16 protein-coding genes are annotated in these 14,395 nt (G+C 60.3%); 7 read left to right on the top strand and 9 right to left on the bottom strand.

Annotation, left to right across the window (positions count from 1 at the left end):
- Positions 1 to 142, bottom strand: a 142-nt coding sequence (locus IFS44_RS19270; protein ID WP_192099690.1) for an SDR family NAD(P)-dependent oxidoreductase, incomplete at its 3' end; no start/stop codon positions are given.
- Between the two features lie 307 nt (positions 143 to 449).
- On the opposite strand from IFS44_RS19270, the gene IFS44_RS19275 reads away from it, so the two are divergent.
- Positions 450 to 821, top strand: coding sequence for a hypothetical protein (locus IFS44_RS19275; protein ID WP_192099691.1), 372 nt, complete (start codon positions 450 to 452; stop codon positions 819 to 821).
- Between the two features lie 57 nt (positions 822 to 878).
- Here IFS44_RS19275 and IFS44_RS19280 read toward each other — a convergent pair whose 3' ends face one another.
- Positions 879 to 1,574 carry an aspartate/glutamate racemase family protein gene (locus tag IFS44_RS19280; RefSeq protein WP_192099692.1) on the bottom strand — a complete coding sequence of 232 codons (696 nt, stop codon included), beginning with the start codon at positions 1,572 to 1,574 and terminating at the stop codon, positions 879 to 881.
- A 225-nt stretch (positions 1,575 to 1,799) separates the two neighbouring features.
- On the opposite strand from IFS44_RS19280, the gene IFS44_RS19285 reads away from it, so the two are divergent.
- Positions 1,800 to 2,795, top strand: coding sequence for an alpha/beta hydrolase (locus IFS44_RS19285; protein WP_192099693.1), 996 nt, complete (start codon positions 1,800 to 1,802; stop codon positions 2,793 to 2,795).
- A gap of 128 nt (positions 2,796 to 2,923) precedes the next feature.
- On the opposite strand, the gene IFS44_RS19290 is transcribed toward IFS44_RS19285, so the two are convergent.
- From IFS44_RS19290 to IFS44_RS19300, 3 genes are all read right to left on the bottom strand, one after another.
- Positions 2,924 to 3,088 (bottom strand): hypothetical protein, encoded by a 165-nt coding sequence (locus tag IFS44_RS19290; protein WP_192099694.1) that lies wholly within the window; start codon positions 3,086 to 3,088, stop codon positions 2,924 to 2,926.
- Between the two features lie 113 nt (positions 3,089 to 3,201).
- Entirely contained in the window at positions 3,202 to 3,627 is a 426-nt protein-coding gene (locus IFS44_RS19295; protein WP_192099695.1) for a type II toxin-antitoxin system VapC family toxin, read from the bottom strand.
- Positions 3,627 to 3,911, bottom strand: coding sequence for a type II toxin-antitoxin system prevent-host-death family antitoxin (locus IFS44_RS19300; protein WP_206757876.1), 285 nt, complete (start codon positions 3,909 to 3,911; stop codon positions 3,627 to 3,629). Before IFS44_RS19300 ends, IFS44_RS19295 begins: the two co-directional genes overlap by 1 nt.
- Before the next feature lie 166 nt (positions 3,912 to 4,077).
- Between IFS44_RS19300 and IFS44_RS19305 the strand changes: the two genes are divergently transcribed.
- Complete coding sequence (locus IFS44_RS19305; RefSeq protein ID WP_192099696.1) at positions 4,078 to 4,497, top strand: hypothetical protein; 420 nt, start codon at positions 4,078 to 4,080, stop codon at positions 4,495 to 4,497.
- A 14-nt stretch (positions 4,498 to 4,511) separates the two neighbouring features.
- On the opposite strand, the gene IFS44_RS19310 is transcribed toward IFS44_RS19305, so the two are convergent.
- Entirely contained in the window at positions 4,512 to 4,706 is a 195-nt protein-coding gene (locus IFS44_RS19310) for a hypothetical protein (protein WP_192099697.1), read from the bottom strand.
- Positions 4,707 to 4,960: 254 nt separating this feature from the next.
- On the bottom strand, positions 4,961 to 5,431 hold the full coding sequence (locus IFS44_RS19315) for a hypothetical protein (protein ID WP_206757877.1): 471 nt from the start codon (positions 5,429 to 5,431) through the stop codon (positions 4,961 to 4,963).
- 634 nt (positions 5,432 to 6,065) lie between these two features.
- Between IFS44_RS19315 and IFS44_RS21955 the strand changes: the two genes are divergently transcribed.
- Positions 6,066 to 6,245 carry a hypothetical protein gene (locus IFS44_RS21955; RefSeq protein WP_206757878.1) on the top strand — a complete coding sequence of 60 codons (180 nt, stop codon included), beginning with the start codon at positions 6,066 to 6,068 and terminating at the stop codon, positions 6,243 to 6,245.
- 211 nt (positions 6,246 to 6,456) lie between these two features.
- On the opposite strand, the gene IFS44_RS19320 is transcribed toward IFS44_RS21955, so the two are convergent.
- Positions 6,457 to 7,656: a hypothetical protein gene (locus IFS44_RS19320; protein ID WP_192099699.1), complete on the bottom strand. Its 1,200-nt coding sequence runs from the start codon at positions 7,654 to 7,656 to the stop codon at positions 6,457 to 6,459.
- Positions 7,653 to 8,696 (bottom strand): LacI family DNA-binding transcriptional regulator, encoded by a 1,044-nt coding sequence (locus IFS44_RS19325; RefSeq protein ID WP_082451767.1) that lies wholly within the window; start codon positions 8,694 to 8,696, stop codon positions 7,653 to 7,655. Before IFS44_RS19325 ends, IFS44_RS19320 begins: the two co-directional genes overlap by 4 nt.
- 139 nt (positions 8,697 to 8,835) lie before the next feature.
- On the opposite strand from IFS44_RS19325, the gene IFS44_RS19330 reads away from it, so the two are divergent.
- From IFS44_RS19330 to IFS44_RS19340, 3 genes are all read left to right on the top strand, one after another.
- A complete protein-coding gene (locus IFS44_RS19330) occupies positions 8,836 to 10,431 on the top strand; it encodes a sulfatase family protein (protein WP_206757879.1) in 1,596 nt (531 codons plus the stop codon).
- A gap of 81 nt (positions 10,432 to 10,512) precedes the next feature.
- Positions 10,513 to 13,323 (top strand): TonB-dependent receptor, encoded by a 2,811-nt coding sequence (locus tag IFS44_RS19335; protein WP_192099700.1) that lies wholly within the window; start codon positions 10,513 to 10,515, stop codon positions 13,321 to 13,323.
- Positions 13,324 to 13,352: 29 nt separating this feature from the next.
- Positions 13,353 to 14,273: a formylglycine-generating enzyme family protein gene (locus IFS44_RS19340; RefSeq protein WP_244650453.1), complete on the top strand. Its 921-nt coding sequence runs from the start codon at positions 13,353 to 13,355 to the stop codon at positions 14,271 to 14,273.
- Positions 14,274 to 14,395 lie beyond the last annotated feature (122 nt).

Raw genomic sequence — 14,395 nt, forward strand, 5'->3', positions numbered from 1 at the left:
CCGCTGTTGCCGCTCCCGTTGCTTCATCGATGTCGGTGACGATGACGACCGCACCTTCATTATGGAAGCGTGCTGCGATTGCGCGGCCGATACCACGCGCAGCGCCGGTGACGACGCACGTCTTGTTATTCAGTCTTTGCATGATGTTCTCGAAAACAGAGTCCAGTCGGCGGATTACTCCGCTGGCGTATGCTTTGCCGCTTTAGCGGTGACGCTGGATCATTTCGAAAGACTCCCGAGAACGTGACGATGCTACGTCAACGATCAATCGGCTGCAATTCCCAAAATTAGATAGAGTTTCGGGAATGCCCGCGACATTCCGCTTCGCGACCTGACATGAATTCCTGATATCTGCACCTTTGTCAGGGCCTCCGGCAATTACGTTTGCCAAGCAATCAAGCATTTACCGTTCACGCGCTACCTCAAGGGGCGATAGATCAGGAGCAGGTATGAACAAGGCTTATTTAGGGGCGACGCTGCTCGTTTTAGCGGGCTGTGCGTCTGCTAGCGCTTCTGCGATCAATCCTTCAGACGATCTACACTGCGCTGTTGTGATCCGGACATTGCAAAGGAACGCCGACCAGCTTGGAGCCAATGCTACCGCCAGAAAGGGGCTTTATGTGCTTCAGACCTGGTACTTCTCAAAGATAAAACGAGAGCGTCTTGGTGAGGCTCAAGGTGTTGTTGAGGCTATAAAAAAGTACCCGGCAGAAGTATCTTCCGCAGGTAAACATTGCTCGGATCGGGCGTTCAGTGATCCCGGGTTCTCCCGCTGGAAATCGTTCGCTTCGGACGATTACGATCGAAAGGCGATGCGGTAGATCGCTCCCCCCTCAAGTATGCATTCCTGAGATTTCATCATTCCGGGGAGCGCGCGGTCAGCTAGCCAGAGCCATATCGATCGCCGCTGCCGCATGGAGGGCGGTTGTGTTGAAGATCGGCACCTGGCTGTCTTCCGGCCGAACCAGCAGCATGATTTCGGTGCATCCCAAGATCACGGCCTGCGCTCCGCTCTCAACGAGGCGGGCAATGACCGCGCGGTAAGCTTCCCGCGATGCCGGCGAGATCTTACCAGCAACCAACTCCTCATAAATGATACGATGAACGGTAGCGCGGTCATCGTCGTCCGGCACGACGACGTTGAGACCATGCTGGGCGGTAAGCCTTCCCTTGTAGAAGGCGTGTTCCATCGTAAACGCGGTGCCGAGCAGTCCGACCTTCTTAAAGCCGGCCGCCTTGATGCGTTCGGCCGTAGGATCGGCGATATGGAGCAGGGGAATATCTACCGCGGCCTGAACGTCGGTCGCCATGCGGTGCATGGCGTTGGTGCAGATTAGCAGCATGTCCGCCCCCGCCGCTTCGAGGCGTCGTGCCGCATCGATCATCCGCGTCGTCAGACCCAGCCAATCGCCCTTGTGCTGCAAATCCTCGATTTCCGCGAAATTGTACGACCACAGGAGGCAGCGGGCAGATGCGGTCGGGCCGAGCCGGTCTCGCACGCCCTCGTTGATAATGCGGTAGTATTCGGCAGAACTTTCCCAGCTCATGCCACCGATCAGGCCAATCGTCTTCATGCCCTAGCATCCCCCGCTTTCATGTACCGTCTAATCACCACATATGAGTTGCGAAAACCCCGTCACGTTCTCATTTTTCGATCCCAATGAGAATGTCCCGGCCATCCCCATGCCCTTCCCATTCGGGGAGCGACCAGTTGCGCGATGAGCTTGGCCCGCTAACCTCCACTTCTGCAATCGCCTGATCCCACAGGAAGGTTGCTTCCTCAAAGCAGGAGATATGGTTTGTCGCGGTTCCGGTTCGTCGTGCCCTCTCTCCTTGCAATCAGCATCGCCGGTACGGCCTACGGGCAGATCAGCAAGGCCGACAATTTGCCTGCCAAGGTTGTTCTCGCCAAAAATGAGCGGGCGGGCACATGGCAGGCCCCTGAGGAGGGGGTTCAGGCGCCGCTCTGGCCTGCGAGCACGCCTCTCGCCAAACCGGACTCCGGCGATCGGCCTGAGGGGACCGGTAATGGGACGGGACTTGTGGGAGGAAGTAAATGGCATTGGGCGAGCTATGTCACCCGGCCCACAATGACCCTCTATCGACCGAAAGGGCGTAATGTCGGCACCGCAATACTGGTCCTGCCGGGCGGCGGATTTGAGGTCATAGCGACTGATTTAGAGGGCACCGAAATCTGCGAGTGGGTGGTGCAACAAGGTATGACCTGTGCGGTGCTGAAATATCGGGTGCCGCAAGCGTGGCCTCAGGGCCAGCGGCCGAAGGTGCTGTTGGGTTTGGAGGACGCACAGCGGGCGATGGGGCTTTTGAGGGAGCAGGCAGCATCCCACGGGTTCGATCCGCATAAAGTCGGTGTAATCGGCTTTTCAGCGGGTGCTTATTTGGCAGCGAACATGAGCAACACGGATGAGCGCACCTATCCGCTGACGGATGCGGCTGACCAGCAATCGCCCCGGCCAGACTTTGCGATCGTCGCCTACACGGCGCGTATGCTGAACGACAGCAAGGGCAGGAACAGCCTCGAACTCAAGCCATGGGTGACAATCAGCCCGAAAGCACCGCCCACGTTTATCCTTCACGCAATGAACGACCCTACGGACCCAATCCGGCAACCTATGGCCTATGCCTTGGCACTCAGTGATGCCGGGGTGCCGGTTGATATGCGGCTTTATGCCAAGGGGGGGCACGCTTTCGGAATGCGGCCCACGGCTGATCCGATTTCGCGGGAATGGCCCGGACAGGTCAAGCAATGGCTGCATAACATCGGCATGTTATGACCGAGAGGGAGCGGTAAGCGGCAGCTTACCGGCTGGATAGATCAGTAGGTACTTTCCCGAAACTCGATCCCAATCGGGACGGTCGGAGCGCTTAGCGTACGATTCCGAACATCCTCTTGCCGGTCCCCTTATTGAGTGGACCGGGCCTCGATCGCCTCCTGAAGGAGAAACGCCGAAACGCTTCCGCCTTGGTCTTCGCGATCCAGCAGGGCGAGCGCCATCTCCATCAGGTTCAGCGGGACATCCACCGGCTGCCGATTGGCAGAAGGGGAGTCCGGAAGTGCATCAGTCATCCAACCTCCAATACCTTGATCGAGATTAGACGGGGTATGATGAACGATTCCGAAATCGTGCGCTGGATCTGCGTCGCAACCTTTTGATTTTGCGCATATCGACGTCGTGTTGCTCAGTCGGCGAAGGTCCAGGGGTCAAGGAGTGTCACGCCGGTTCCCGCAAAGTCGGCGAGGTTCCTGGTAACAACCGTCAGATCGTGCGCGAGCCCCGTTGCCGCGATCCACGCGTCGCGCTCGCTTTTGGTTTCCGGGACGTGCAGCCGCGCGCAGCGCACCGCGATCGCCGTGTCCACAGGCAGGACGCGACCGGTAAACGCCGGCATAACCTTCCCGTGAAGCCAGAGCCGTAGCACGCCCGCCTGTCTAGAATCGCGTCGTTCGAGTAGCGCAATGCCGAGCTCGACTTCCATGATCGTAATGACTGAAAGGTACATGTCGGCTTGATCGACGCTGCTCGCCCATGCTTCCACAGCTGGATTGATCTTTCCGCTGCGGCGCTTGCGCAGTTCGGAGAGGACGTTGGTATCGAGTAGGTACATCAGTCGAATACTGCCGGCCGCGGGAAGGATTGCGGTCGCGTGAAGTCGACCTCGATATCGCCGACCTCGTCCATGTCCAGCGCGTCGAGGATGTTGCCGGGGGGTGCCTTTAGCCGCTCATATTCAGCAAACGGCATCACCGCGATGATCGGCCGACCGCGCTCGGTGATGATGACGGGACCGTCCACGGCAGCGCGCTTTATGCGCCCCGGTTCGCGATTAAAGTCGCGACTGGAAAAAGTTTGCATTTCTGGTTGACCTTGTTTGTCGTGACGTACAGACATTGCCGCAGGTGGCGGAATTGTCAATGTTCGTCATGCGGCCATGAAACCAGGCGCGTGACGGTCGGAGCAAGTCCGAGGCCTCACCCGAAGGAGAATATGATGAAGGTCCAGGACATGATGCGGGGGTACGATTACGACCTGCCGCTGCTCAACGTGCTGAACAACAATGAAGGACGACAACGGCGATCCGCAGATATCGGTCGATCGCAGAGTGCTTGCAGGCGCCACGGTCGGCATCGGCCTCGACGTTGCCTATCTCGCGATCACGGAGTTGCAGGAGGCGTTTACCGCGCTCGCGAGCGACGTTCGCAACACGACGGGATACGGAGAAGGCTACAAGGATATCGAGGAGATCCTGCGCGACAAGAACCCGTACCAGATGCGCCTTTGGTATCTGCTGTACGACACGCCGATCGAGCAGGCGATCACCGAGTTGGCCTGGCTGCAGAGCTTGACGTATCGTCGTGGCCGGATGTGCAACGTGATGCGTGAGCAGAAGCTACCGGTGCTGTACGCGACGAACGCTGAACTGTGTGAAGGCTGCACGGCTGCGCAGATCATAACCAATGTATCGAGCGCAGGCTGACAATCGACGCCCGGTCAGGCGACCAGGGCAAGAAGACTCTCCGGGTGATGTGGCCGGCACCGGGAGACGCGGAAGGGCTGGATGGGATTGTCGGTGCGGACCACGAACTGGTTGACCCCGGTATTCTCGCGAAGCTGAATGGCGACGGCGTAAACGTTCTCGAATGACGCGAGCGAGCTGCGGCGAGCCGAAAGTGCAATGACGGTCATGTTGATGTCCCTTCGGGGTTGACGTCCTTCGGGTGAAGTCCTTCGGGTGGTGTGCCGTATGGCGAGTGGAACGGCCGGAACGGCTCGTTCATGGAAAATTGAGGATGAACCGTATAACGGGGGTGGTGGACCGGAATCGTCGCTAATGCGTTGAGCCTGTCTATCTACCGTTTCGACGGGGGATCCTTCGATCGACGGGGTCGGGACCGCTGCTATCGGTTCCGGCCCCATTATCGTTTCAGCGCGTGAGGGCGTTAGCGCAACTCGGACAAGAGCCGCTGCGCAGCTGGGTAAATCTCTTCTTCCTCACGCCTGGTTAGCCGTTCGAGTGCAGCATGAAGCCGGCGTGCGCTGGCGGTATATCCTGACCAATCGGCTTGAACGGCTCGAGCATGCCAGTCGCCGATATGGGCAGAATATGCCAAGCGAAGATCACGCGTTTCCGCGGCGATATCGGCGAAAGCTGGGATCTGTGTCGTAAGCCTGCGCGCCCGCAAGGGCGCATGCAACTCTTCCTCTTCGGTCTTGAGGTGCTTTGCAATCAGTCGGGCTAGCGTTGTACGTGCAGTTCCGAGCTGCGGTACAGCGTCCTCGAAAGAGCCCGCAAACAGTTTGGTGAGCTCGGCAACGGCTGACAGGATTTCGTCATGCTGCTGCTTCAGCAGCGCGATCTTAAATTGCACCAGGGCGTCCTCGGGAGTGCGGCACACGAGAATGCCCAACATGCAAAGTCGGTTGCCCTCGGCCCGAACTTTAAGCTAACCACGGTGTCAAAAATGCAGATAAGCGTTTGATTTAACATAACACTTATTATCGGCCTTGCGTTTCTGTGTCTAGCCGCAGCTGGCTTGTGCTCGATCATCTGCGAGCGATGCTGAGGCCAGCGGACGACCGAAATCCAGTCCACACGTCGCGACAGCTAATCCAGACAAATCGCCGACGGTCGCGCCGGGCAGATGCGGCAGGATGAACCCACCCCAGAACAGCAGCACGCAGGAAGCGCCAGTGCTAAAACGGAACAAGGGCAATCCGCTGAGTGTCACTGCAATAAGGCTCGCCGGGCTGGCACAACCAAGCGAGCCGTCAGCTACCAATCCCCCAACACCGCGCTTTTGCTATGGCCACCGCCCCTTTGAGACATTAGAAAATATGCAAGATCAATGGGGGACTGGTAATGAATTATACCTTCCCGTTTCTGTTTGCTGGCGCGGTACTTGCAATGTCAGCACCTGTCGCCGCTGCGCAGGGTAATTACTCTGCTGCACTGAGGACGATCTTAACTAGAACGGCTACCGGTACCTGCCCCTCGGACATGATGCAGCCAAAACTTCTCAGGCGTGCAAACAGCAGATATCTAAAATGGGTCCTCCGCTGACAAAAAAGGGACCGATCAAGAAACTGACTCTCCTGAAAGCGGATCTGGCGGGCGGCCGCGAGGAGACTTACGTGGTGAAGTTTGAGAAAGGCACGCCGCAGACTTGGCTTATTGGTGGACTTAAGGACGGAAGGTTTTCAGGGCTTTACTCAGACGACGAATAGCGGGAACCTCGGAAATTCAGATCTACAAGAATAAGCAGAACGGCGGCTTCACGGCTAAATAGACCCACAAACAGACGCTTAGGAAGTCTTGTTCCCTCCTTGAAATCAGACGCCCGTTCAGGTTGACGCCGTGACGCTAAGCACTCGAGCAGACCGCCGCCTCGCTGTCCGCTATCGGTTCCAAGCTGTTACCATAGAAGGCCGATCTGCCTCAGGATTTGCGCGGGATCAAGAAACTGCCCGCCACCACTACCGCACCGGCAAGGATCCAGCATAGCGTTCTATATCCATGCTGGGGCACTATGGCCGTGCCAAGAGCGGCAACCGCAACCGCCGGTAACGTGTTTGCGAGATTCAGCAAACCTAGTCCTTTCCCGCTGGCCAACCCGACAGGTAGCCGGAGCATCGAATATCCCGAGTGAAGCGAGAGACTGATCGCTGCGGAGCTTGCGAACACGAGGTATCCTAATACTGCAGATACCAAGTCGCTTTGTATCGCCATGATTACCAACCCGCTCGCCATGACGGCGATCATTGCCAACAGCACCACGCGGTGGCAGCCGTACTGGTCGGACACTCGCCCCAGGAACAACGCGGCGGGCGGTGCGATGAGGGCGGCGATCAAAGTCAGTTGCGCGATCGCGGCTGGCAGGACTTGCCCAACAGTTTCAGCAAAATAATAGATGAGAAAGAAAAAGACTGCCTTGCTCGCAATTTGTAAGAGCAAGCGGACCAGCCATAACACCATGAAACTTTGCGCTTCGGCGGGTTCCCCCACAGTCGTTGGCGATTGCTGAGGCCCCCTCTGCACCGGGTACCGTTGTTGAAGAGCGTAGGGTAAAACAAGTATCGTGATCATGGCCGCGATCCAAAGCAGTCCGCGCTCAACCGACATGCCAGGCAACGTAGTGACCACGCTGACCAGTGCCCCGGCGGGCGCGCCGATGCACAGTACGCCCCCTAACAGTCCCTTGTCATGAACAGGCACCTCGTCCGCCGCGGTTGCGACCAGCGCCGACAACAAGAGGTTCAGCACGAGTTGAAAGCCGAAAAGCGCCAAGAGCAATCCCGTAGGCGTGCTGGCCAGTGCAAGCATGACATAGCTAAGTAGAACCCCAACCAGTCCCGCTAAGATCAACCATCGCCGCCCGCCGCCCCGCGCCACGACACGGTCGCCGACGAGCCCCCAACCTAAATTGGCAAACCCCGCAGTCACCCCGCCCAGAAGGACCGCCTTACTGAGCAATATCGGATCGGGATGCCCGCCGATCCCGATGATCTTGAGTGGCAGCAGGAACGAAAGAAATGGCTGATAGGCGATCGTCGCACCGGCCCATGCAAGACCGTGCCAGCCGAGATAGGCGCGACGATAGGGGCGAACGGCGTCACAGCCTTGCCATGCTTTGGTCACGGATTTGGCGCCGGACCGCTGGTCTCTCTCTCAATGATCTCATACGGGATTTGCTGGTGCAAGGGCACGTCACCGGCTCCCGCGGAGGGCCTAAGCGATCCTTCGACCAATAGCGCGATCGCGGCGCTACCCATTTCGTGAACCGGCTGGCGCACAGTGGACAAAGCCGGCCATACCGCGTTGGCGATTACATCGTCGTCGAACCCGAATACCGACAACTGGCTCGGCATTGCCAGCCCCAGCTTGTGCGCGGCCACCAGGATACCTGCCGCCATTTCGTCGTTGCTGGCAAATACGGCGGTTGGCACATCCTTGCCTGACAGCAATTCCTGCCCTGCCTCAAACCCCGAGCGAAATTTGTAATCGCCCTCGACCACCGTCGCACGTGCTTCAGGGAATTTGGCGACGGCATCTCGAAAACCGGCGAGGCGGCGGGTTGTCGTGGTGCGCCCCCCCGCGCCAGTCAGGAATGCCACGTGGCGGTGCCCCCATTTCAGCAGCCGCTCTGTGACCTCCCGTGCCGCGCTGCGATCGTCGATCGCGACCGAAGGATAGTTGGGGGAGATGTCACCCGGCGCGATGCTGCATGTCGGTAGCGCCAGTTCGGCCAGCGTCGCCAAGATAACAGGATCGTCACCCAGCGGCGGAGCCAGGATCATGGCATCAAGGTTGGACTGAATGACCAGTTGCCGTACCCATCTCGCGCGCTCGTCAGATGTTCCGACCGAGCATGCCTCAACGACAAGATGATATCCTTCCTGCCGAGCGCGTTCACTGGCACCCATGATCAGGCCGGACACGAACGTCGCAATCGGCGGAAAGTGGAGCAGGCCGATCAGGTACGAACGATCGCTGGCCGCGCTACGTGGCGCGGTGATCGGTCGGTATCCCAGTTCCGCCACCGCGCGTTCTACCCGCTCCCGGGTTGCCGCCGCCACTGGCTCGTGACGAATGACGCGCGATGCCGTCTTGATCGACACGCCCGCAGCCGCGGCAATGTCCGCAAGGGTTGACCGCTTTGGTCGACTGGACTGCGTCACGGTACCCCGATTCCTCTACTTGCACCGACAATATTGTCGAATACGAATTGGCCTGTTAGGGATGCGGGGCAGACACGCATCGGTCAATGCTTGAGCGGGGGGACGGCGTATGAAATCCGGTACATGCACTTGGCGCACGATGCGCAGCGCAAGTATTTTAGTGCTGGCGATGATCCACGTGCCGGCCCATGCTCGCCCATCAGGACCGGCGGTGGTACGCGCCGCGAAAGAAGCACCGGCGGCGCGCCATCCGAACATAATTTTTATCCTGACGGATGATCAGCGTTACGACGAACTCGGGTTCATGAACCGCGAGATCCGCACCCCGGTGCTCGACCGAATGGCACGGGACGGCGTCCATCTGAAGAACGCCTTCGTCACGTCATCGCTATGTTCGCCCAGTCGGGCGACCATCCTGACCGGCGAGTACATGCACGACCACGGCATCGTCGACAACAATGCCGGCGACGAGAGCGGCCAGATCTACTTCCCGCAATATCTGCAGAAAGCGGGGTATCAAACCGCGTTCTTCGGCAAATGGCATATGGGCGCACTGAACGACGACCCGCGCCCCGGCTTCGATCGCTGGGTGAGTTTCGAAGGTCAGGGTGTCTATTGGCCAAGACTGGCTGATGGCAGCACCGCACAGTTGAACGTCGATGGGCGGCACGTACCGCAAAAGGGCTATATCACCGACGAATTGACTAATTACGCGCTCGACTGGCTTAAGCAGCGCGACGCAAAGAAACCGTTCTTCCTGTACCTTTCGCACAAGGCGCTGCATGCCGATTTCCAACCGGCGACGCGGCACAAAGAGTTGTACAGGAATACTCCGATCGCCTTGCCGGCAACGTATGACGAGACAAAGTCACCAGACAGCGACGGCAAGCCCCGTTGGGTGCATGACCAGCGCAACAGCTGGCATGGCGTCGATTTTCCCTATCATTCAACACTCGATATCAAGGAATACAAACGCCGATATCATCAGACGCTGGCCGCTGTTGATGAATCCACCGGCCGATTGCTCGACCATCTCCGCAAGAACGGGCTGCTCGACAATACCGTCGTCATGTTCATGGGCGACAATGGGTTCATGTTCGGCGAACATGGGCTGATCGACAAGCGCAACGCGTATGAGGAATCGATGCGCGTTCCGCTGATCGCCTACGGCCCGGGTGTGATCCAGCGCGGCAAGACGGTGACGGACATGGTCGCCAATCTGGACATCGCGCCGACGATCCTCGATCTGGCCGGCGTCGCGCGCCCCGCGCAATTCTCCGGCGCGAGCTTCGTACCGCAGCTTGAAGGGCAAGCCCCTGCCCGCCCGTGGCGAAGTTCGCTGCTTTACGAATATTACTGGGAATATAACTATCCGCAGACCCCCACCACCTTCGCGCTGCGCGGGGACCGGTACAAGCTGATCCAGTATCACGGCGTCTGGGACACCGAGGAGCTTTACGACATTCAGGCCGATCCGCAGGAAACCCGGAACCTGATCGCGTCAAAGGATCTGCAGCCAGTCGTAACGGCGATGCGCCGCGACTTGTTCGGGCAGCTGAATGCACGCGGCGGCGGTCATCACGTGAACTTTACCGAACGCCTTGGCGAAGGATCTACCTTCCGCCGTCGCGATGGATCCACCGCAGCCCAGTTTCCCCAGCGCTGGCTGCGCAACGGTAAAGAAGCCGATCTAACCGACGCAACCAAGACAGAAGGCGGCCGGCGAACGCAATGACAATATTGTCATAGCGGTTCGACCACGGTATGGGCCTCCCCAGCATACGGCGAACAGCCGGTGGATAAGGGGGATGTCATCATGAGTGGTTCGACACTGAAACGCCGTTTGCGGGCTGCAATGGGGACAGGCGCGGCGGTATCGGCGCTGATCGCCGGTCCGGCGTTCGCACAGGAGGCAACAGTCGCCGCGCAGCAGCAGCCGGCCGCCGAAGCCGAAATCGTCGTCACCGGTATCCGGGCCAGCCTGGCCAGCGCCATCAACGAAAAGCGCGCGTCGGACACGATCGTCGACGTCATCAATGCGCAGGACGTCGGCAAGCTTCCCGACCAGAACCTGGCCGAAGTGCTGGAGAATGTCAGCGGCGTGCAGATCGACCGTTCGCAGGGTGTCGGCAGCAACGTGTCGATCCGCGGGTCGAACCAGAACCTCGTTTTGATCAACGGGCGCGCGACCACCCCGTCGGGCGATGCGCGCGGCGGCATCAGCTTCGACGACCTACCCGCCGAACTGATCGCCTCGGTCAGCGTGACCAAGGTCGCGACCGCCGATCAGATCGAAGGGTCGGTCGGCGGCATCGTCGACCTGCGCACCTATCGCGGGCTGGGCCTGCGCAAGCCGATCGCCTCGATTCGCGCGGACATGGAATATGCGGAGAATGCCGACGCGTTCAATCCGCGCGTGTCCGCCGTGTTTGGGCGTACGTTCGAAACCGGCATCGGTGACATCGGGGTCGTCGTCTCAGGGGCCTATGGCGAACAGTCGGTTCGCGAGGATGTGCTCAACGTACGCTATGCCGCGCGCACCGGGGTCGACCTCGACGGGGATGGCACCGCCGACCCCTATCTGCGGCCCAATTATGCACAGCAATTCTTCTCGACCCGGGATCGCCGCAACGCATCGGCCAGCGGCTCAGTCGAATGGCAGGCGGCCAGCAACCTGAAGCTGTTCCTCGACGGTACCTATGTCGACCAGCGAATCGTCGGCAACGAGGCCGGCGTGTTCATCCAGCAGACCGCCGATGTCGCCGAGCTGGCATTCCCCGGCGACCGCGTGATCGAAAGCCGCGACGCGAGCGGCTTCAGCTATGACCAGCTGGTCAGCGGCAAGATCGGCGGCACCCAGTTTCGGCCACAGAACAACAGCCCGTTGCGCGACACCCGGTCCTATCTTGCCGCCGGCGGCGCCGAATGGGAATTCGGCGACCTGACGATCAAGGCGGAGGCAAGCCGCGCCGGATCCGACACGACGGACGCCAATTTTCAGCTGGTCAGCCAGTACAACAGTCCGGCGAGCACCAATTTCGGCAACGCCAACGGCCGGATCAGCCCGCCCTTCCTGTTCGATATCACCGGCAAAGACCTGTTCTTCGCTCCGGATACGTCGAGCCCGTTGTTCGCGAACATCGGCAACCCCGCCTATTACCAGACGTTCATCGGCCGCGACAACGCCAGCTATTTCCGCAACATCGAGAATGCCCAGCGGCTGGACCTGGAATGGAAGGCCGATCTCGGCCCGATCCGATCGATCCAGGCCGGCGCGCGGTTCAACCAGACTGATTCCCGCCGCCGTCGCACGACCCAGGCGTCGCGCCAGTTCCCCGGCATCACCGCCGCCAGCCGGCCGGACTTGTATGCGACAGCCCCGACCGACTTCTTCAACTTTACCGGCGACCAGTATCTGGGTGGCTTCGTCGTGCCGTCGGGCCTGCTGACCCGGAACCCCGGCGACGTCCGCCAGGCGCTGGGGCTGGCGGCCGTGCCGCCCGAGGATCTGAGCGCGCGTTTCCGCGTGAAGGAAGAGAGCTACGCGGGCTATCTGCGCGTGAATCTCGACACGCAGATCGGCTCTATCGGCCTGCGCGGCAACGCCGGCGTGCGCGTCGTACGCACCAGCCAGACGGCATCGGGCGTCACGCTGGCGAACGGCGTCGCAGGCGACCTCGATGTTCGGCAGAATTATACCTACTGGCTCCCCAACGCGGTCCTGACCGCCGAGCCAGTTCAGTCGGTGCTGATGCGGGCGTCCTATGGCCGCTCGCTGCGGCGGCCGGACTTCGGCCAGTTGTCGCCGACCGTGCAGTTCCCGCTGCTCGACGTCTATGTCAGCGCCGGCAACCCCAATCTGCGACCGCAGACGGTCGATCAATATGACGCCGCGGTCGAGTGGTACTTCGATCGGAACAGCCTGTTGTCGATCGGCGGCTTTTACAAGAAGTACCAGAACCTGGTAACGACGGTCGCGGTCGCACCCACGCTGATCAATCCGGCGCGCGGGCCGTTCGATCCGAACAACTGCGCAACGGGGATTTTCAACCCGGTGTCGATCGACCAATCCGGAGCGGTCGGCGAATGCGTCGGCATCAACCAGCCCGTCAATGCAGGCGGCGCGACGCTCAAGGGGCTGGAGGTCAATTTCCAGCACAGCTTCACCTATCTGCCCGAAGGACTAGACGGCCTGGGGATCATCGCCAACTACACCTATCAGGACGGCAAGCGCGAGACGACGTTCACCGTGCCGGGGTTCGCGACAGGCGGGGTCGCCCAGCAATTCGAGCTGCCGCTGCGCGACCTTTCGAAAAATAACTATAACCTGACGCTGTTCTACGAGAAATACGGTATCAATGCGCGCGTCCGCTACACCTTTCGCGACCCGTTTCTGCGCGTCGAGGCGGTCGATCTGACCAACAACCTGCCCCTGTACCAGGACGAACGCAGCCAGTTGAACGCAACTGTATCGGTCGACATCAACCCGCAATTCGCAATCACCTTCTCGGGCGTCAACCTCACCAACCAGCCCAATCGCGAGCGGGCGATATTCATCGATGGGCCGATCGGGCAGGAACGGATTGCCGATCGCCGCTACGCAATCGGCGTGCGTGGCAAGTTCTGACGCGCGAGCAACCTTGAAGGCGAGACGCGATGACCGACATTGCCGACCCGGATCCGATGATGACCGTGCCGTCGGGCGTGTTCTGGATGGGCGCGGAGGATCACTACCCGGAAGAAGGTCCGGTGCGCCCGGTGGAAGTCGACGCGTTCCGCATCGACCGGCATCCGGTCACCAACCGACAATTCGCGCGGTTCGTTGCCGCCACCGGCTATGTAACGGTTGCCGAGCGTCCGCTCGATCCAGCGGACTATCCCGGCGTCGGCGCAGATCGGCTCGTGCCCGGGGCGCTGGTATTCCGTGCGCCCCGCGGTGGGGCATCCGCTCGGAACGTAGGTGACTGGTGGGTCTATGTCCCGGACGCACAGTGGCGCCGGCCCGAGGCAGCGACCACGGTGTTCGCCGGCCGCCTTGATCATCCCGTCACCTGCGTCGCCCATGAGGATGCGGCCGCTTATGCCGCCTGGGCGGGCAAGCGGCTGCCGACCGAGGCGGAATGGGAACGCGCCGCGCGCGGCGGTATCGAGAAAGCCACGTACGCCTGGGGCAATGAGATGGCGCCGGGCGGCAAGCGCATGGCCAATATCTGGATGGGCGAGTTCCCGCACCGCGATCGCCGTCCCAAGGGACATCTCACCACCCGCGTCGGCAGCTTCCCGAGCAACGGCTATGGTCTGGTCGACATGATCGGCAACGTCTGGGAATGGACCAGCGACTGGTATCGAACGGATTGCCACACGCGTCCCGCCTCCTCGTGCTGCCTGGCACCGGACGATAGCTACGACCCCGAACAGCCACACATCCGTATTCCAAGACGCGTTCTGAAAGGCGGCTCGTTCCTGTGCGCGCCGAATTACTGTGCGCGATATCGGCCAGCAGCGCGGCAGGCGCAAATGGTCGACACCGCATCGGTCCATATCGGGTTCAGGTGCGCGGTCGATGCTAACTCCTAGGAATGCATGACGCACGCCTGTTGAAAACCTCATCTTCCGAAAGGACCCACAAGCCGCCATTCAACGGTACTAAGACGGCTCCGATCTTTGGACGCTCATTCATCGGCCCGCCCTTTGATCTG

This window comes from Sphingomonas sp. CFBP 13706, from assembly GCF_014842355.1.
In the GTDB taxonomy this organism is placed as follows: domain Bacteria; phylum Pseudomonadota; class Alphaproteobacteria; order Sphingomonadales; family Sphingomonadaceae; genus Sphingomonas; species Sphingomonas aerolata.